The organism is Paenibacillus qinlingensis (assembly GCF_013204845.1).
Lineage (GTDB): Bacteria > Bacillota > Bacilli > Paenibacillales > NBRC-103111 > Paenibacillus_E > Paenibacillus_E qinlingensis.
This window is the reverse complement of record NZ_JABMKY010000001.1, coordinates 266,910-286,594: the sequence shown is the minus strand read 5'-3', so window position 1 is coordinate 286,594 and position 19,685 is coordinate 266,910. Positions and strand designations below refer to the sequence as shown.

Annotated in this window: 16 protein-coding genes and 1 pseudogene; 12 read left to right on the top strand and 5 right to left on the bottom strand. The window is 39.8% G+C overall.

The features are described from left to right. The first annotated feature begins 36 nt into the window (after window positions 1-36). The 4 genes and pseudogenes from HQN88_RS01430 to HQN88_RS01415 all read left to right on the top strand — a co-directional run bounded on the left by HQN88_RS01430 (window position 37) and on the right by HQN88_RS01415 (window position 4,416). Complete coding sequence (locus HQN88_RS01430; RefSeq protein ID WP_173108477.1) at window positions 37-444, top strand: Kelch repeat-containing protein; 408 nt, start codon at window positions 37-39, stop codon at window positions 442-444. A 24-nt stretch (window positions 445-468) separates the two neighbouring features. Then, window positions 469-1,758, top strand: a pseudogene (locus HQN88_RS01425) (Kelch repeat-containing protein); the annotation flags it as partial. 215 nt (window positions 1,759-1,973) lie between these two features. Next, window positions 1,974-3,209 carry an Ig-like domain-containing protein gene (locus HQN88_RS01420; protein WP_173108475.1) on the top strand — a complete coding sequence of 412 codons (1,236 nt, stop codon included), beginning with the start codon at window positions 1,974-1,976 and terminating at the stop codon, window positions 3,207-3,209. A 211-nt stretch (window positions 3,210-3,420) separates the two neighbouring features. Continuing rightward, complete coding sequence (locus HQN88_RS01415) at window positions 3,421-4,416, top strand: fibronectin type III domain-containing protein (protein WP_173108474.1); 996 nt, start codon at window positions 3,421-3,423, stop codon at window positions 4,414-4,416. 787 nt (window positions 4,417-5,203) lie between these two features. Here the strand turns inward: HQN88_RS01415 and HQN88_RS01410 are convergent. Further along, window positions 5,204-5,809: a hypothetical protein gene (locus HQN88_RS01410; protein WP_173108473.1), complete on the bottom strand. Its 606-nt coding sequence runs from the start codon at window positions 5,807-5,809 to the stop codon at window positions 5,204-5,206. A 69-nt stretch (window positions 5,810-5,878) separates the two neighbouring features. Continuing rightward, on the bottom strand, window positions 5,879-6,541 hold the full coding sequence (locus HQN88_RS01405; protein ID WP_173108472.1) for a hypothetical protein: 663 nt from the start codon (window positions 6,539-6,541) through the stop codon (window positions 5,879-5,881). 841 nt (window positions 6,542-7,382) lie between these two features. On the opposite strand from HQN88_RS01405, the gene HQN88_RS37435 reads away from it, so the two are divergent. The 3 genes from HQN88_RS37435 (at window position 7,383) to HQN88_RS01390 (ending at window position 11,356) form a co-directional block, all read left to right on the top strand. Continuing rightward, entirely contained in the window at window positions 7,383-7,532 is a 150-nt protein-coding gene (locus HQN88_RS37435; RefSeq protein WP_246319997.1) for a MerR family transcriptional regulator, read from the top strand. 907 nt (window positions 7,533-8,439) lie between these two features. Further along, window positions 8,440-10,056: a DUF5050 domain-containing protein gene (locus tag HQN88_RS01395; protein ID WP_173108471.1), complete on the top strand. Its 1,617-nt coding sequence runs from the start codon at window positions 8,440-8,442 to the stop codon at window positions 10,054-10,056. 421 nt (window positions 10,057-10,477) lie between these two features. Then, window positions 10,478-11,356 carry a polysaccharide deacetylase family protein gene (locus HQN88_RS01390; RefSeq protein ID WP_173108470.1) on the top strand — a complete coding sequence of 293 codons (879 nt, stop codon included), beginning with the start codon at window positions 10,478-10,480 and terminating at the stop codon, window positions 11,354-11,356. An 882-nt stretch (window positions 11,357-12,238) separates the two neighbouring features. Here HQN88_RS01390 and rpsD read toward each other — a convergent pair. Continuing rightward, window positions 12,239-12,838 (bottom strand): 30S ribosomal protein S4, encoded by a 600-nt coding sequence (rpsD, locus tag HQN88_RS01385; protein WP_056612460.1) that lies wholly within the window; start codon window positions 12,836-12,838, stop codon window positions 12,239-12,241. Between the two features lie 351 nt (window positions 12,839-13,189). Here rpsD and HQN88_RS01380 point away from each other — a divergent pair, with 351 nt between their 5' ends. From HQN88_RS01380 to HQN88_RS01365, 4 genes are all read left to right on the top strand, one after another. Further along, window positions 13,190-15,175, top strand: a complete 1,986-nt coding sequence (locus HQN88_RS01380; protein WP_246319996.1) for a sensor domain-containing diguanylate cyclase — start codon at window positions 13,190-13,192, stop codon at window positions 15,173-15,175. Between the two features lie 203 nt (window positions 15,176-15,378). Next, window positions 15,379-16,062, top strand: coding sequence for a TVP38/TMEM64 family protein (locus HQN88_RS01375; protein ID WP_246319995.1), 684 nt, complete (start codon window positions 15,379-15,381; stop codon window positions 16,060-16,062). A gap of 116 nt (window positions 16,063-16,178) precedes the next feature. Continuing rightward, window positions 16,179-16,427 (top strand): HPr family phosphocarrier protein, encoded by a 249-nt coding sequence (locus HQN88_RS01370; protein ID WP_068670512.1) that lies wholly within the window; start codon window positions 16,179-16,181, stop codon window positions 16,425-16,427. A 123-nt stretch (window positions 16,428-16,550) separates the two neighbouring features. Further along, the gene (locus tag HQN88_RS01365; protein ID WP_056612445.1) at window positions 16,551-16,838 is read left to right on the top strand and encodes an Fpa/YlaN family protein; all 288 of its coding nucleotides are present in this window, start codon (window positions 16,551-16,553) and stop codon (window positions 16,836-16,838) included. Between the two features lie 37 nt (window positions 16,839-16,875). On the opposite strand, the gene cax is transcribed toward HQN88_RS01365, so the two are convergent. After that, entirely contained in the window at window positions 16,876-17,922 is a 1,047-nt protein-coding gene (cax, locus tag HQN88_RS01360) for a calcium/proton exchanger (RefSeq protein ID WP_173108469.1), read from the bottom strand. A 161-nt stretch (window positions 17,923-18,083) separates the two neighbouring features. Here cax and HQN88_RS01355 point away from each other — a divergent pair, with 161 nt between their 5' ends. Continuing rightward, window positions 18,084-18,461: an Asp23/Gls24 family envelope stress response protein gene (locus tag HQN88_RS01355; RefSeq protein ID WP_056612440.1), complete on the top strand. Its 378-nt coding sequence runs from the start codon at window positions 18,084-18,086 to the stop codon at window positions 18,459-18,461. Window positions 18,462-18,493: 32 nt separating this feature from the next. On the opposite strand, the gene ftsW is transcribed toward HQN88_RS01355, so the two are convergent. After that, on the bottom strand, window positions 18,494-19,672 hold the full coding sequence (gene ftsW / locus HQN88_RS01350) for a putative lipid II flippase FtsW (protein ID WP_173108468.1): 1,179 nt from the start codon (window positions 19,670-19,672) through the stop codon (window positions 18,494-18,496). Window positions 19,673-19,685 lie beyond the last annotated feature (13 nt).

The window sequence follows — 19,685 nt, the reverse complement described above, 5'->3', positions numbered from 1 at the left end:
TGGATGAATTCAAATAATCAAAAGGTGGTAAAAATATTGTTTAATCTAAAAAGAATCTTGCTTGGCTTATCTTTTGTTTTAGCAATTCTAATTTGTCCTATTTTAGCTTCAGCTGACTCAGGGGGGACCTGGGAACAAAAAAGCGATGTGCCAAATCCAGGCGGTTTATATAAAACGTCCTCGGCAACAGTGGCTGGGAAGATTTATACGTTTGGTGGGCAATCATACCCTGAAAGTTCTGTGGATTTAAATGCAGTAAATATGTATGATCCGTCTACTAATTCTTGGTCAGTAAAAGCAACAATAACGAAGAGCAACGAGACTACTGCTACGCAATTAAATGATAAGATTTATTTTCAATATGGAGCACTAGGCAATGGTAACTTTAATAAATATGATCCAGCAACGAACTCAGTTGTGCTTAAGGCAACACCTCCTGGATGAAAAGTTAACGGGAGTTTAGTTGCTACTAATGGGAAGATTTATATCTTGGGTGGAATGTCACCTGCTACCGATAGAGTAGCTGAATATGATCCAACTACAAATACTTGGACATCAAAAGCAATTTCCCCAGCCAAAATTTTATATGCTACTGCTCAAGCTGTTAATGGGAAAATTTATTATTTTGGTGGAAGGTTTAATAACGGTGTACTCAATGATAAACTTTATATATTCGATACTCAAACAAATACTTGGACTACAAAAAGTTCAATGTATACCCCTCGTTATGGATTGATTTCTACAGTATTAAACAATAAGATTTATGCGATAGCGGGATATACTGCTAGTGCAGCATATAATTTTCCGGTTGAAGTTTATGACCCTGTAAAAGATATCTGGACATCACTAGCAAACTCTCCTTCAACTGGGCTTGGACAACAAACAGGTGCTAATGTTGTAAATGGAAAAATTTATATATTTGGTGGCATTGGTGGTAGTCATTATTATACTGGGACTTATAGTTTCACACCACCTTTGGATGTTGCAGATTCTCCAACAAACTTAATAGCTATAGGTGGTGATTCTAAAGTAGACTTATCCTGGAATTCCGTAACTGGAGCAACTTATTATAATATTAAAGGTTCCACAAACGCAGGTGGTCCTTATGCTACAATACAGTCCAATGTAACTGAAACTACGTTTACAGATACAACTGTTACCAACGGAACAACTTATTATTATGTTGTTTCAGCTGTCAATAGCGCAGGTGAAAGTGTTAACTCAAATGAAGCCTCGGCTACACCAACTGCTCCAACTAGAATTGTACTGAAAATTACAATGACAAATGGTCTGGAGCAAGAGTTCGATCTCTCGAAATCAGAATTTAATTCATATGTTAATTGGTTTGATTCGAGAGCTGCTGGTATAGGTTCTGCTAAATACAAATTCGATAATCAGCATCTTAAAGGGCCGTTCTCTTCGCGCAAGAATAGTCTTGTTTTCGATAAGATTTTAAAATATGATTTTGATGAATATGCAGTAGATGGAAGTACAGGAACAGCTGAAATTACCCCAGTTACAAAGGGGGTTGCATTGACATTAACACTTGAGACTGGAACGGTAGAGGAGTTCATACTCTCTAATACTGAATACGATGCTTTTTCAACGTGGTATGATGCAAAACCTAGTGGAACTGGTCTAGCTAGATATACTTTTGAAAATCCATTAGCAAAAGGGCCGTTCCTAAATCGATCGAATGTTATTATTTTTGATGAAATTTCTGAAATTGATGTAGATTCATTTGATGCGGCAGAATAAAATAATAATATTAATTGTCAAATTCCCGAGCCCTATTGCTATTCATAGGGCTTTTTCTATTTAAGTGAAATGTACAAATAGACGTGCCACTAATTAAGTAGTAATTCTAAAGTTACTGAAATTACAATATATTCCTGTAAATGTTTAGACAGATTATGCCGTAGATTGTAAAATTCACCGAGTAACTTAATTTTAGTAAAAGGTGGTAATTGAGTTTGAAGAAGTTATTGGGTTTATTTTTACTTATTGCTATGTTTACAATCCCTACAGTTGTTTCAGCAGCTTCCACAACAAATGAGTTAAATTTTTCAATTCCAATGAATACATTTTGTTCAGGATCCAACCAAGTTGATTTATCATTAAATATTACTAATCTAAATCCAGATGCATCAAATCTTACGTTAAACTTATATAAAAAAGGCGGATCACAATTCAATTCCGTTGGAAGTGCTTATGATGGGATTGATTCTACTATTACCCCTGGTTCAGCTTTTAATTTAAATGCTAACGATACTGCAGAGTACCATTTTTCGTTCGGTGGACAGTCAGGATTATGCACAGACCGTCCATTTTCCGGGAAGCTAATAGCGAATAATGGCGCGGATATTAGTATTGTTGCTAGTGGTTTTGTTCGCAGTTCCAGTGGGGTTGCACCGATAATCATTAATGCAGGAAAACAGTGGGATGTTGAGTTACCATTAGTTGTTGTAAGTACAGACCCAGCAAATAGCTCAATAAGTGTACCGGTAAACAAAATAATAAATATAATATTTAATAAAAATATCCAGCTTGGAGACATTACAAAACAAATCCAAATTGTTCAAGGATCAGATGTTGTCGCATCAACGTTTGCTATTAATAGTAATGTTCTCACAATTCAACCTACGCAGAATTTATTAAATAGTCAGACATATACAGTAATCATTCCCGCAGGAACAATAGTAAGTGGTAATACTTCATTAAAAAGCGACTATACCTTTAGTTTTACGACAACAGCACCACCCAGTTATAGTACAGACTTGACAGATGGTTTACCAACTAGTGCTTTTTCAGCCTCAAGCTCATACAGTGCGAGTTTTACACCAGATAAAGCCTTTAATAATCTTTGGAATTCTAACGGAACAAATAACTGGTCTAGCCAAAACAGTGAAGTATTAAATTCATGGATTAAAGTTGAATTTAGTTCTGCTAAATCAATTGCTAAATTAATTTATCAAGCAGACGCATATGCGGGTTATAGTGTTGGAATGAAGAATTTTAGGGTTGAAGCAAGTAATGATAATACTACCTGGACTACACAATATGAAGGAACCGCTTTACAGAACGGTACTCACCAGGCATTTACGTGGACGCCAACGGGGAGCTACAAATATTGGAGAGTACTAATTGTTGATGCTTATAATCCTCAGTTTGTACAAATATCAGAGTTAGAAATGATGGAACAACAGTAATATTGATTGTTTAGCCTAAGGGGATAGATCCCCTTAGGCTTTTATTATTTAATTAGAAAAATTATACGATAGAGTAGCATAACTATTAGGAGTGTCATTTCAAACTTACTCTAATTACATTATTTTCCTGGAATTGTTTAGACAAAGCTTGTCATATTTTGTATATTCATAAACGTTGTTTAATATTATTACATAAAAGGGAGAGATTGTTTTGAGGAAGATTGTTTCAAGTCTAATGGCTTTTATGATTATTTCAGTACTAATTCCAATTTCATCAGTATTTGCAGCGAATGACTTTTCAGGTGGACTTTTAGATGGTAAAACATTGCTTACAGGTGCAAGTTATGATTATTTTGAACGAAGTACTTTGCGATTAACAGATAATAATGAGTCTACGGGTGAATGGTTCTATCCAGTAGGTGGAACGCTCAGTTTTGCGAGCTATACATTGTCTGGTCCGGCTACGATTACTGGAATTAAGATAAATTCTACTGCGAATTTTAGCGTTAGTTTTTTTAATAGTAGCAATGTAGAGATTTACAAAAGTACTATTTCTCAATCAGATGGAACATTAGTCCCAGTTAATGTCACTGGCGTGAGTAAAGTAGGTTTCACAAATATCTCTCAAACAGGACAAACTGTAAATGAATTTAATGTATACGGTGCAATAGATGCGATACCTAGTACTCCATTGAACTTGGCTGCAACTGCAGGTAATTCTCAAGTTTTCCTAAGCTGGGATTCCGTTCAAGGAGCCACTTCATATAAAGTTAAACGTTCCTTAACTCAAAATGGTTCGTATTCTCTAATTTCATCGGCAAATAGTGGCACTTCATATACAGACAATTCAGTTACTAATGGTGTGAAATATTTCTACGTTGTATCAGCATTTAACAGCCTGGGTGAGAGTTTCAATTCAAACGAAGCATCAGCAACTCCTACTGCTCCGGTTACACCCCCATCTTTTAACCGTGCACTACTTGTAATCACATTAGTTAACGGTCTTGAAAATGAATATGATCTATCCATGACAGAAGTCAATAAATTCATCAACTGGTACAACGGACGTGCAGAAGGTACGGGATCCGAAGTATACGCTTTTAACAAAACATTCAATTTAGCGAACTTCTTGAGTCGCAAAGACTATATAGCTTTTAGTAAAATTGAAACATTTGAAGTTAGCGAATATTCGGTTGTAACGCCGTAAGGCATGTAGCATCAAATTAGTCATTTCAACCTACATATATGAATGGTTTAATATTTATCTTAATCCAGAAGCACTGGTGAACGAGCTCAAGGAAAAAGAATCCTTTGGGCTCTCTTATTTTATTGATTGACAGAGCCATTGAGCTCCATCCACGGACAACAATCCACCTTGTGTGCGGTTCTCATAGCCCTTATGGCAGTTCGGGTTAACGGAACCGTCGATTCTAAATTAAACGGTCTGTCGGAAAAGATAGAGAGCAAGTTTTCATCAGTTGAAGATAAACTAACCCCCTGTCTGCACTACGGTAACGGACCTTGAGAATAACTTCTATCCCATTTTGGTTACTATCATCCCACAATAGAAAAGAACATATGTACAAAAACCATTATTTTATACATATGTCGTGGCGGTTCAGAAGGCTAATATCGCGGCGCTGTACGAACTAAGGACTGAGCAATTGCGGCCAGTTGAGGAACGTCAGTGCGAGGCTCTGGAGCGTCTCGGCGAACGAAAGGATACGGAGAAGGAGCGCGAGACGTTCGAACTTGAAGTGAAAAAGTGGTAGTCTAGGAATTACACTCCTCCTAAGACTACCGCTTTTTTTATTTTTTCAAAGTTTCGATTTCCGATATCAGGTTTTTCATTTTCTCAAGTTCCGTGATGTAATCTACCTCAAAGTATCACATTCGCTAGCGCTTTAAGGGTATGTAGCTGATTCATCCAAGATGGAGTTGATCTTTCATGCAGTGATTGGACGGTTTTTGTTAGGTCAATGCAGATATAGTTGTTAATTACCCTTTTGTGCAGCTAATAACAAGTTTTCGAATTCCGAGTAGAACTCCACGATGTTTTGATTAAATTCAGAAATTTCATGTTCGGTGAGATTATTTTTTGTTGAAATACACTTAATGCTCACTAAATACCCTTTGAAGGAAACCAGGAGTTCTTTTTCACGAGGACGCATTATGTCCTGATATTCCTTTAAAATATTAAAATTGTCATTATCAGACATTGAATTAACGGCGACAAAACCCGCATCTTCTGAGGAAGGAAAATACATAAAGCTAACTTGAAATAAAACCGGAAACTTGTTTCCTTTGAAATACAATTCAAGCTTCGTTGGTTGTTGAATATCGTCGGAAACAGTATCTGATTTCCTAGTATCGATTGTATTAGGTGGGAAAGAAGTGGTTAATACAGTTTTTTCTTTTGGTGATATCATAAGAAAGTTGTTCGAGGAATACGAATCTTTAAATTTATGAAATTGATCGCTAAATTGAACATAGAGGACATTAGCGTTTTTTTCTGGATTTGTTGGATTAGTTGCACTTGAGTTGCATCCGACCAAACATATAAATAAAAGAAGTAGTGATAGGAATTTTATTTTATACATTATTTTGCTTTATCACCTTTCAAATAAATAGCTTAGAGAGTTGTTCTCTCTAAGCTACTCTAAATAATTTTAATAGACTCGGGCTGTGCTATGAACATCCAAAATTGTCGGGTGAACTTTTACGCTAACTGGCTTGCTATAGTATAGATATCCACCGATTGTGTCGTCATACATTTTGTAATTCAAAGTTCCGCCGGAAGTTCTGCCTGCATAATAGAAAACTATTTCTCCACGTTGGTACGCAGGAACATTAAGAGGGCCACCACTAACACCTACAGCTTCGTTAGTAGAACGGGTTTCTTTTACACCACCAGAAACTTGGGTTCCAATCTTTCCTAAAATACCTGCTTTGATCTCTCCACTAAACGCAACCTCCCCATACCATTCAGAGCCTTTGGAAGTAGATTGTTGAATTGAAGCACTCATTTGGAATGCTTGATTGTTTAGTGAATTATCATGAGTATATCTTACAATCTCTTGAAATTGTTCGATACGTGTTGGTGCTGCAGTTGGATTGTAAGAGTCGAAATAAGGTCCATATTGGGCAAACGGTGTGAAGCGACTTTGCGGAACACCGTTAATAAGAGATGGTGTAGCCGGAGTAACACTTTCAACAAGACCTGGTTGGTTTGGTGTAGCTTCAGCTGCGAATACTTCTTGCCCTAGTGGAAGGATTATTGCTACCGCTAACAATGATGTTGCAATTTTCTTAGTGTTCAATACGTTTTTCATTATAAAATTACCTCCAAATTTAACTTAATTTGTAATTAAATACATATACTAAACTATTAAATCGTTATAACTTGTCAATTGATGTCGAGCAATTTGTCGAATCTACTAAAAAAACATAAATATTGCCGTGGGTCATCCATAAAAACGATCCCAGATACTCTAAATAATTTTAATAGACTTCGGGCTGTGATATGGAACATCCAAAATTTCGAATGAACTTTTACGAGAATCAATTCGAAATAGTAATCGATTCATGGTTAACAATATAAAAACCCCTTTGGATACATAAGGGGTTTTTAGTGTATTCATACATATGTACAAAAACTTCTATTTTATACATATGTCCAAGGTTCGAATCATCAAATTCGTTCAAATTCCGCCTTGAGCTCTGATTAGCCTTCCGTGGAACATTACTTAAAACCCTTGTTTCTTTAAAATTACAATCTCTCATTTACTCTATTTCTCTTCGTTTTCCTGTCATAATCCAATATTAGTATTAGTGAATAAAATTTTACTTTTATACAAAACGTACTTTGAAATTAAGAAGTTACATGTAGAGAAAAAAGAGAAACAGAAAAAGCGCCCCGGGAAGAAGCGCTAAGTAACCTAAGGGGAGGGAAACCTCCCCGACCTAACTAATGAGTATTATATCACAACCACCGTGAAATTATGAGTAGATCAAAAAAAATTACAAGTACTGATATTTCATTTGCGGCTTTAGTTATTCTTTACCTAGCCGACATCGATTGGAATGATTTAAGCATCATACGTATAGCCGCGTTAGTCGTAATTGCATTTTGGCTGATTCTACTTAGCACTAAACTATTAAGGAGATAACAACATGTTGAATTTTTCATCTACTGAAGATTTACTGTCTTTCTTACGGACCAATGTTGTTTTTACTGGGGAAGCTGCGGAGATTCTTGGAATCTCCACAGCTCGCAAATTAATTGCAGATGGAAAGTTAGATGTCATTAAGTCAGAAGGATGATCTGGCCATCTGTTGTTCCGACCATATTTGGAAATTAAAAAAATCGAGCTTGAAGAGTCACGAAAAAAATATAGACCTTTCGATTCCTAAAAAAAAACCGTTTCTGCGCTAACAGTAACGGTTTTGGGGAAGAGAAGACATTACTGGTAAACTCTTCCCACCAATTTTATTACATTAACATGGAGTGCTCTCGATTTCTTAAATTGACTCCGCTTTACTATAAATCGATACTATAAGTACGCGCTTATTCACCTAATGTGATTCATCTGATTCATCTTCCTTTAAGTGCGTAGTAAACTGGAAATGATATTGCAGTTGCAATGCTCAAGCATACAATTGAACTGGGGAACATTAATTTCTTCATTATACAAGACTCCTTATTTCCTTCAAGTTCCATTAGTCGTAGATTCAACTAAGGTGTACCATTATTGTGGGTGATGAAGATAATGTTTATTCCCCCAATGCTCTATTGGCGCTTGCGGCTTTTTTTGCTTTTCGAAATTTACATGGAGGTGAGGCTGATGCATGAAATTTTTACAACCGATAACAGATAATGAAACCGTTAATGGTATTAAGGAATATTTAAGGAACAGTTGCATTAGAAAGTATTTACTTTTCTGCATAAGGATATACAGCGGCCTTCGTGTATCAGACAAACTAAGCTTGCAAGTTGGAGCAGATCGAGGGAAGTCTCATATTTCTATTCGTGAATCGAGTACCAAGAAAGCTAGGAAATTTATAATCCATTATTCATAAGATGAGGAACTAAAGAAATACATTGTCAATATGTGAGATGTTATTACCTATTTTTCCCAATGTAGCAAAAAAACAAAGAACTGCAACTTTTTTATTACACATATCGTCCGAAATTAGTAATGTTTGATATGACGAAGGAGGATTAGTATTGATGAAAAAATTTGTTGTATTTGCACTTCTCGGATCGCTAAGTCTGTTAATGCTGAATCCCATTGGAGAGGCAAACGCTGATGCGGCGGATGTAAAAGTGACGATTCCAGGATTTAAGGTGAAACTTAATGGAAACCTAGTTGATAACACATATCGCAAGTACCCCTTGTTGGTATATAAGGACATCACGTACTTCCCTATGACATGGTACGATGCTCGACTACTGGGGCTGGAAGCCAGTTGGTCCGAGCAGGGAGGGCTTTCGATTTCCCAAGGGCAAGTGGCTTCGGCCTATGTGTCTTACAAGTCTGATTATCTCAATACGGTCTCCTCTCGCGCGGGGGTGCCTGCATCGGCCATTACCGTGAATGGTCAGACCATCGAAAATGCTAAGGAGGAGTATCCGCTACTCAGCTTTCGTGACGTGACGTACTTCCCTCTTACATGGAGGTTCGCGCATGACCAATTTAACTGGGATTACTCATGGGATAGCGTGAATGGTTTGTCAATTCAGTCACATAATCCACAACTGGCTGAGACGGGGCTCCCCGATTACGTTTCGCAGAACAATGTGGCATTGTATAAGGGTTATTATTATTTCGTGGAGACGCAGGGTGCAACGAATCACGTGTACCGCTCCCCGGTCAAGAACCCTACGAAAAAGGAAACCGTATACGAGTACAATTTAGAGAATGGCTTCGAGATGCAGAAAGGGGTTTCCTTCGAGTTGCGGGATGAAGTCCTCTGGTTGAGCTATCATATGGGCGGAGTTACGATGGGCCATGATGTCTACGTCAAGATTTCAGCTGACGGGAAGGCGACGGTGGCTCAGCAGGGTTATCTGGATTTCCGTGAAACGGCGTATGGCACCATCATTGTTAATGAGGGAAATCCTCCTTTCGCAGGAAACCTGTCTCTAACGCCATCTGGTAAGGATCGGTCATCGGCTAAGCTCTTAGGCAGTTCGGACATTATGTACGGCAGGCATTTGACAGTGAATACGGACAGTATCGGTGTCGGAGACGATGATGGATCCTTGACTGTGGTAGGGGACAGTGCCTATGTTATGGGATCGGCAATCCCTAAGAATAATAGTAACTTGAACAATATCTACAAGATCAATCTTCAGACCGGGGCCTCTCTCAAGTTGGTGAACGCCTCTGTTAGCCGGTTCCGTGTCCTCGACAACAAACTATATTACGTAAAGGATGCTGATAACGCTCTATATCGCTCCGATCTGGACGGAACCGGGGAGATGAAGCTTACCGAGCGATCAGTGGACTGGTTTAGTGTGGCCGGCGGGAAAGTGTTCTATACCTCGCCTGCGCCCTCATTTGACGGGAAGGTCGTCCAAGCGCATCTCTATCAGGCGAATCCAGACGGTGAGGACAGGATAGTACTACATGATTCGGTGAAGGCAGTGCAGGTGAAGAATGACCGATTGATCTGCGTAATGGGCGACGACGCACCCTATGGAATGGAACTGCTGGACTTCTCTGGCCGCCTATTGCTGAAGGTGGCGAACCCAATCGCACGAATGCAAACGTCCGACGACGGCATTCTCGTTGCTACTTCCAGTGACTCCAGCTTACGGACGATATCGTTGACCGATAAATAATTGGAATACGGAAAAGAGGAGAGATACACTCCCTTAATGCGAAACGGGCCTTAGAATGGTAGGTAATGCCACTCGGAGGTGAACCTTCATCCGACGCTTCTTACCGAAGAGATTACCTCAGAACGTCCGGACTATTATGAACACTCTACGCAGAAGTGTACTGCTCGGTCGATCCTAAATTACTTATCGGAGTAAGAATAGCTAAAAAAATAATCTACAAACCTTCAAGAGGTTTGTAGATTATTTTCTTTATTCAAAATTTCTTCCGCTGTCTTAGGAGCAAGCCGACCTTTAGTTATATTGACTAATGTATGAAAGTCTTTAAAATAGATTAAAAAGTGCCAACAATGTATAATACTTATTCGTTAGTGATGTGTGCATGCGTGATGCGTGCGAAAGAAATGTAGAAAAGAGGATTTTCATGTTAATCATTCGTAACTTAATTGTAAGCATAACTATACTAGGATTGCTATTTGCATCAATCATCCTTTTCGCTAAAAACGATGTTCCGAAAAAAAATTATTATAAAGATAAAGTCATAGTGCTTTTATACCATGATGTTCGTAAACAAGTTCCGTCAGGCGGCTCGGTTTCAACCACGATCAGTTCCGAGCAACTACGAGAACACTTAATGATGTTTAAGGACAAAGGCTTTCATATCATTCAAATGGAAGAATTCGTCCAATATATGCTTAAAGGAAAAAGAATTCCAGCTAATGCTGTCGTTTTGACGTTCGATGATGGCTATGAATCCTTTTACGAGGAAGTCCTGCCTATTTTACAAGAATTTAAGGTAACAGCCTCAAACTTTGTTGTGGGAATATCGTCTGATTTGTTCGATCCTGAAGCGAAGCCTCATATGAATTGGGATCAAATGCGCCAGTTACAAGCAAAAGGAATGGGCCTCTATAATCATACATACAATTTGCATCACACGGTTCCATCTGATCCTTCCGGCTTCCTAAAACCAGCTCTAACGACCCGAAAGTACATGGAACAAAATGGTGTGCTTGAAACGGACACTCAGTATAGAAAAAGAATCTTTAGCGATATTACCTTAATGCAGAAACGATTGCAGCAAGAACTTGGTGTTCGGCCCTCATTACTAGCGTTTCCATATGGAGCTTATGATGATACAGTTTTACAAGAAGCTCATAGAGCTGGGATTGAATTATTTTTTTCAATAGAAGAAGGAATGAATGTTAAAGGCAATCGTATCGTTAAGAGAATTAATGCAGGAGAACCTTATATGACTACAGATGCTTTGTGGTTTCATCTTCAATCTTTTTTTGATAAATAATTTGAAAATATCATTCTTGTAATAATGTCGAATACTCACACAAATGATACTTATAGTCTACCATAATTGCTGCAAAAAAAAAAGTCATATGAAAAAGTTGTTTGACAGTTAGAGCTTGTCCGTGGGGACCGGGGAAGTAACAGACACTCATAACCAATTACGGCTATTGATGTGATTGGAACTGAGGTTCATAATCGAAGACAAGAACTCAGACGTTTCAATGCAATTCAAGCTTTAGAGTAAGATATCAGCCCTCTTCCCAAATGGGATCGAGGGCTTTTTCTTGAAGTTTAAGCAATCTGCCGTTTTAATAATTGATCAACTGGTGCACTTTTTCACGCCAAACTTTGTACGCGGATTCACGTTGCGCCTTTTCACGCAAGAGCTCCGCTAATACCTCAGCATTACGCCGAACGCTAGCGGTTAACCTCGGGTCCTCAGTAATTACCATCTAAGTCGGTTGTGCTTTCCCGCTTTTATCGAACAACACTTTGATCATGTCAGCAATCCTCGTTACATACTTCATACGATATGCCTCCTATATTGGAATCCCGTTAGGGCCTTATATGATTCTCAAAGAGCATCTATATAAAGGTCAGCCTTACACGGCTAACTCGTAGCGGAGATCCGCGACACTCCCGTAGGAGTGTTTCGTCCACTTCCGTGGTGGACTCGTCAGGCAGCTTCATTTTAACAAGAGTTTGGAAATATAAGAGCGTCTACCCGCATTATTTTTAGCCCCAAACCAAGCCCCAATTAGCCCCAAATAGGCGCATAAATATGCATTATCTTGCATTGATGATTTAATAAGAAAAAGCCCGAAACCGCCTATGCATAAGGGGTTTTGGGCTTTTTGTCGTAGAGACTTGCGTCTCAGCTCTCTTAACGGCTGTAGAACTCGACGATTTGTTTTTCGTCAATTTCTTGTGGAAGTTCGGATCGTTCTGGTAAACGGATGTATTTACCTTCTACGCTTGCGTCGTTAAACTCAAGGTAAGTTGGAAGGTAGTTACGGTTAGCAAGAGCTTCTTTCACAGTGGAAAGGCCTTTGCTTCTTTCACGAAGTGAAATCACATCACCAGTGGAAACGATGTAAGAAGCGATGTCAACTTTTTTGCCGTTCACAGTTACGTGACCATGAGCAACGAGTTGACGAGCACCTGCACGGGAGTTGGAAAGACCAAGACGGTAAACCAAGTTGTCTAGGCGGCTTTCAAGCAATACCATGAAGTTTTCACCGGCAATACCTTTAAGCTTGGAAGCTTTGTCGAACAAGTTGCGGAATTGTTTTTCGTTCAAACCGTACATGTGACGAAGTTTTTGCTTCTCGTTCAATTGTACACCATAACCGCTCATTTTTTTGCGTTGTCCTGGGCCATGTTGACCTGGAGGGAATGGGCGTTTCAAGTCTTTACCATTACCGCTCAAGGAAATACCAACACGACGGCTTAATTTAAATTTAGGTCCTGTATAACGTGACATATAGGGAAAACTCCTTCTCATGACAATTAGTTTGTAAATAGCATCTAGATGTCAGGGTGAAGACAAGTGCCCGATTTTGCTAACGAATCATAATGTGATTCCCTGTCAAGAGTAGTTCAGCCGCTGTCTTGTCAGGAGCAAAAGCAGTGAGGGTGATCACAAATGGCATTCACCGAAATCATGGTGTTACTCGACTTCTAATTTTATTAAAAACAGGAGCAAGTGTCAAGTCTCTCATCACCAGAATGAGAGGAAAATATCGTGCAATAGATGTGAAAAAATAGTATGATAGGAGAAAGTACTTTTTAAATTGGTACTTCAGGACTATTGTTAGAGAGTGAAGGAGAGCCTATGAGTGAACTTCGCAGTATACAAAAGCATAGTCGCGCAGAACACTTTGATGTGTTTCTTCGGCAAGGCTTTATACTTTCTGGCAACTTTTCTTACGAGGGTTTGCAGGCAAACCCAAACTTACACCAGGTTTTTGAAAACTGGAATCAGCAATTCGGTCCGAACATGCTGCCTTCGCAAACTGCGCTGTTGTGCGCAAACGAGCATCTGTGTGTGATCGACTCTTGTTCGAACGACACGCCTTCGATAGGCAATTACCTGCAACCAGGTATCTCTTGGAAAGTTGCAGATCAAGGGGATAATCCGCTTGCTCGCTGTGAAAGTGCGGGTCTGTTGCAATTGATGAATGGCGATGACTTGCACGTACGAGAACTGAAATCGCATTTGATTGCTGTTACGCCAGTTTTGGATAATCATGGTAAAGTTCAATTTTATTTAGGCCTTTTTACCCAATCGCGTATAAATATGGAAAATCTAGCACAGTTGCTATATAGTCTTGCACTTTCCTTTCAAAGTTCTATCCAAAATGTGGAGGAACGTAGAAAGTACGAACGTTTGAATAACCTTCATCATTTGAAGGAAATGGAATCCAAGAAGCACGTAATTCTTTTCGAAGCATCCAAGAAACTGCTTGCGAAGATTGATGTACATTCTGTTTTGACAGAAGTTATTGATTGTATGGGCCGTGTATACCCTAACACGCGTGTAGATTTACTTCTTTCACAAGATAATGACTCAACGAATTTGTCCGTTAAGCCGTTGAACTTCCAACGGACAGAGTCCGATATTCGAACGCGAGCTTTTATGGAAGGTCAAGTCATCTTTGAGCCAACCATCAGAGGGAGCGCTTCAAGCTCAGGCAACATCGCGGCACCATTATCAGGAAAACAAGGCGTGTATGGTGTCATGTACATGGAGTTTACGGATGAACAAATTGATGCGTCCGATTTGCAATTCATTTCGCTGTTGGCAGATTCTGCGGGTACAGCTTTTGAAAATGCGAAGCTGTATGAGCAATCGAATCTGATGATTAACGAATTGCGACTCATTAATGAAATTACCAAACAGCTTAATCAAAGTTTACGTCTAAATGAAATTTTCAATTCAGCATCTAGTGAAATTTTAAGTATTTTTGGTGCTGATTATAGTTGTATCCTTCAAAACTCCAAAGATAATGATCAATTAATTGTTCAAGCTACGAACTTACCTGCCATGTTTCATGAGACATTTACGCTTGACCAAGGTTTCTCAGGTCTGATTTACTCGTCTAAGGAACCCATCATTATTTCCGATTATTGGAGTAATGATAAAGTGAATTCTAGTTTGATGCAGCGAACGAATTCTCGTTCACTCATTGGTTCACCCATCCTTGTAAACGGTAATGTAGAGGGTGTCATCCTCATCGTGCATCGTTTGCCCAACTTTTTCTCTTATGACAACTATAAACTTTTGCAAGTGCTCTCGAGCCATATAGGATTAGCGATGACGAACGCCTCCTTGCATGCTGAAGTGAAGCGCATGGTGATTACGGATAATTTAACTGGCCTCTATGCTCGGCATTACATGGATGAACAAGCGAATTTGATGCAGAAGAAAGACTTCTGCGGGTCTCTTATTGTCGTTGATATTGATAATTTCAAGAAAGTGAATGACACTTACGGCCACCAAATTGGTGATAAGATTCTTATTCATGTCAGCCAAATCATCAAGTCTAGTATTAGAGAGATGGATATCGCGGCTAGATGGGGCGGAGAAGAGCTTGCTGTCTATTTGCCTCAAGTGTCTAAGGATCAGGCCATTCGTATTGCAGAGCGCATTCGGAGGCGTGTAATGGAAGAGACGCAGCCTCAAGTTACGGTGTCCTGCGGCGTATCGGACTGGAATTGGGAAGAGGATAAGATAAGTGTGGAATCACTCTTTTACCGAGCAGATATGGCTCTTTATCAGGCCAAACATAATGGCCGTAATCAAATTCAGATCGGTTGACGCAAATTGGTGCTTGTCTTCGGACAGGCACTTTTTTCTTTTTACATCAGGTAGGTGAAGTGGCGAATACATGTGTATGTATCCAGAATGAACGTATTTCTCGATTCAGTGCATGAAGAGAGGATGACGATCACTTGTTTGCTCTTCCTGAACCTGTTGTAACATGTTACAATGATTTTGGTCTAAGGGAGGATGGTCGAATTTTGTCGGCATTTAAAAGTAAACGTACAGGACTGCTTATTTGTATTTGTATTGTGCTCGTTGGCTTGCTATATTTCTTCTTCTTTAATCCTGTAGGCATTAAACTTGCACATAGTAATCTGCGTCAATTGTCCGGACATTTAAGGGACATCGGCTGGCCTGGTAAAATAATTGGAATGAGTTTGATTTTCTTCCAAACCTTCTTTCCGTTCATTCCGTTTGTTCTCGTAGCGGGTACTAATGTTGCGATATTTGGAATAAAAATGGGATTTCTAGTGAACTATGTAATGTCGTGCTTAGGGGCAGTTGCTTCCTTTTATTTTGCGCGATATTATGGACATGCTTGGGTAGAAAAGAAATTGGAGCGCTTTCCGATCGTTACGCAATTTAGCAAGCGAATGGAAAGACACGGATTTTTCTATGTATTAATCGGACGCTTGATTCCCATATTGCCATCATCTGCCATTAACTTCTCCGCAGGTCTTACTCGAATGAGATTTCGGCATTTCTTGTGGGGTACATTACTTGGTAAGCTTCCTATTGTGTTCCTAGAGTCGATGATTGCGCATGATCTATTTCATTTTCAGAGGTATAAAGGGAGATTACTCTTATTGCTTGGGATACTGGTCTTGTTAGTCTTCCTAGGAAATAGTGTGAAGAAGGCTCTAGCTCCTAAGACGAAATAAAGGGCTTACATGGAGAATGCAGGAAATTTTGTAGTTGCTTTCCCTTCCTATTCCAAGTTATCATAGAGGAAGCAAGACGACCAACTCATTACGCGACTATAATGGAGGAATGAAATATGCCAAGTGCTAATAATGCAGCAATTGTTGAGATTTCCCAAACAGCTAATAAATTCAGATCATCTATCGTTCTTCAATACGACAATAAGTATATCGATGTAAAAAGTATCCTTGGCTTGTTTACGACTTTACTTAGCTCCAGCAACTATGATTTACACGTTCATGGGCCGGATGCTGATGAAGCGAAAACAGCTATGGCTGAAGTATTTGCGAAGCATAATCTAGGCGTAAACGTCGTTCAAGATTAGTTTTGAAAAAAGAGAAGGTATTCTCAGAATCTCTGAGGGTACCTTCTCTTGTATATTACGGCAATTTCGCTTAATATAGATCATATAAGGACGGATGACTTTGCGTATAGGGGGAAGTTGGGAATGTCTTCATCTGATTTATTGCTGGATATGAATCAAAAGGCGCTTAATCTTCTTCAAGAAGATGCAGATAAAATCGAAAAGCTGATCGAAGTTCAGATGGAAAACTTGACGACACGTCAATGTCCACTTTACGAAGAGGTATTAGATACGCAAATGTACGGACTATCGAGAGAAATTGATTTTGCCATTCGAGCGGGGCTGATCTCCGAATTACCTGGCAAACAAATTCTCAATAAGCTTGAACGTAATCTTGCGCAGCTGTATGAAGCGTTGAACAATAAAAAGTAACCCCGAGGGGTTACTTTTTTTGTTTGCATATAGGCATTTAGACTAAGAAGAATACGACACCAAGAATGATATAGACGAACAGGAGAAGAAGTCCTTCATACCAGTTCGTAGATCCATCCTGTGTGATGGATTTGGTAATGAATACGGCGACGCCGATGGCTGCAATCTCATAGGTGGTAAAGACAATGTTCATTGGTGTACCACTGAAGAAGAAGCTAAGCAGGATTAGGACTGGCGCGACGAATAGGGCGATTTGCAAGGAGCTTCCGACCGCAATTTCCACGGCTGCTCCCATTTTATTTTTCATGGCCATCATGACCGCGGCACTATGTTCAGCTGCATTTCCGATAATAGCAATGAGGAATGCGCCGACAAATAGGTCGGACAGACCGAATTTATCTTTAACTTCCTCAATGGTTCCTACTAACCATTCACTCGTAAAGGCAACCATTGCCGTCGCAACGATAAGGAATATGATCGAGGTTCCTTTGGACCATGCAGCCTCACCGTGTTCAATGGCTTCATCTGACAGCACACTTTTGTGAGTTACCATGGAGAAGAACAGCCAGAGCAGATAAGCTATGATTAGGATAATAGCTACAATCATACTCATGGAGGTTGTTTCGTCAGTGGTCAAACCGCGGGAAAATAATGCAGGGATGAAGAGCGCGACAACACCCAGTATCATTAGTGAAGAGTTATGTGAAGCCAATTTAACGTTAAAGGTTTGTTCTTTGAACTTTAAACCGCCTGCGAATATGCTGAGCCCTAGAACAAGCAACAAGTTCCCGATGATGGCACCAGTTAAACTGGCTTTGACGACTTCGAATAACCCATCTTTGACTAAGAAGAAAGCTATAATGAGCTCAGCCGCATTTCCGAAGGTTGCATTGAGGAACCCTCCCATGCGGTCTCCCGCATAATGTGCCACGCTTTCTGTTGCTTTTCCTAAGAATCCAGCCACAAAAACGATGGCGATACATGCGATTACAAATTGCAGTGTTGTATTCATGTGCGTATAATGCGCGATGCCGGCTGCTATGAACGAGACTAACAAGCCTATGTAGAACATTTTTCCTTTCAATGGGAACCCTCCGACTCTAATGTATTGGAAATTTTTCACTTCTCTTAATATACCTACTTTGTGTTGCATTGTAAATTAAAATGGATACATGCAGGCAGTTCTTGCTTTACGCTTTTGTTCTTATTACAATAGATTTATACCAAGTTTAGGGAGTGATCCGTATGTCCGAAGACAATCAAACCGGCTTAATTCGAATTTCTGATGACGTAGTATCGACAATTGCAGGGCTTGCCGCCTTGGAAACAGCAGGCATCGCGGGCATGTCAGGTGGTATCTCAGAAGGCTTAGCTAAGCGTTTAAGTGGTAAAAATGTGCAGCGTGGCGTTTCTGTAGAGGTAGGACAAGTTGAAGCAGCGATTGATTTACGAGTGATCGTTAAATATGGCTCCCGAATTCAGGATGTTTGTAGAGATCTCCAAGAGAACGTTCGGGAAGCCGTTGAAAATATGACTGGGTTAAATGTGGTAGAAGTTAATGTGAAGGTAGAAGGTGTCGCATTTACCGAAGAAGAAATAGAGGATCAACTTCGAGTAAAATAAGCCCCATAAAAAAAGACCCTATCGACGTTATATTATGTCGATAAGGGTCTTTTTTTATGGGTTTTTTGCGTTTTTTGTGAAGCTGGTAATTCTTTGTAAGATTGTTCACGAGAAATTCCGAGAATAACCCCCATAGAGATAAGAGAGACCATCATGGAGGAACCGCCTGCTGAGATGAAGGGAAGTGTTACACCAGTAAGTGGAATGGTATTGGTGACGCCGCCGATATTAATAAAGGCTTGTATAGCGAACATGACCATGATTCCTACACCGGATAACATGCCGAACATGTCTGGACAACGTACCGCAATGAGAATTCCTCGCCAAATGAAGATTAAGTAGATGAGCAGGAAGAGTGAGCTGCCAATAAATCCGAGCTCCTCGCCTATAATAGCAAAGATGAAATCGTTATGTGCTTCTGGTAAATAATGAAGCTTCTGTATACCTTGTCCGAATCCGGCCCCAGTTAGTCCGCCATGCCCGAATGCGTACAAGGATTGCACAACTTGTAAGCCTGAGCCTTGCGGATCAGCGAATGGATCCATAAAGGAAGTTATCCGATTGAGCCTAAAGTTAGAGTCAGTATTGCCTAACAACAAGTATAAGAGAATTGCAATACCAAGAATAATCGTAAGTATAGTTCCAAGATAAAAAATATGCTTGAGGTTAGACCCGCCGACCATGATGACAATAGCTGAGCATGCTAAGAGAATCATACAGGAACCGAAATCGGGCTGTAAGAGGATCAAGCTACATACGAAACCTACGATCAAGATGGCAGGGAGTAATCCCTTACGAAAACTTCTGAATTTCTCTTCTTTATTACTAATCAGCGAAGCTAAGTACAGAACGACAATTAATTTGGCAAATTCCGTCGGTTGTATCCCGTATCTGCCAAGTGAGTACCAGCTGCTCGCCCCATTCGCTTTACTCGTAAATACAACGAAGATTAAGCCGAGTACAACGAAGAAGAAAGCGGGGATAACGAGCTTTTTTAACTTCGTGTAATGGATATTCATGCAAAATAACATGCCTATCGTGCCGATCCCGACAGCAACTATTTGCTTTCTCGTAAAGAACCATGGATCGTCCCAACGATACGCACTTGTCATTGAGCTTGCGCTGAACACCATAACTAAACCGAAACAGACTAACACAAAGGTTAATAAAAGCAGCAGAAAATCCGGCGTTCCTCTTCGAGGGGGATTCATGCTGATTCCTCGC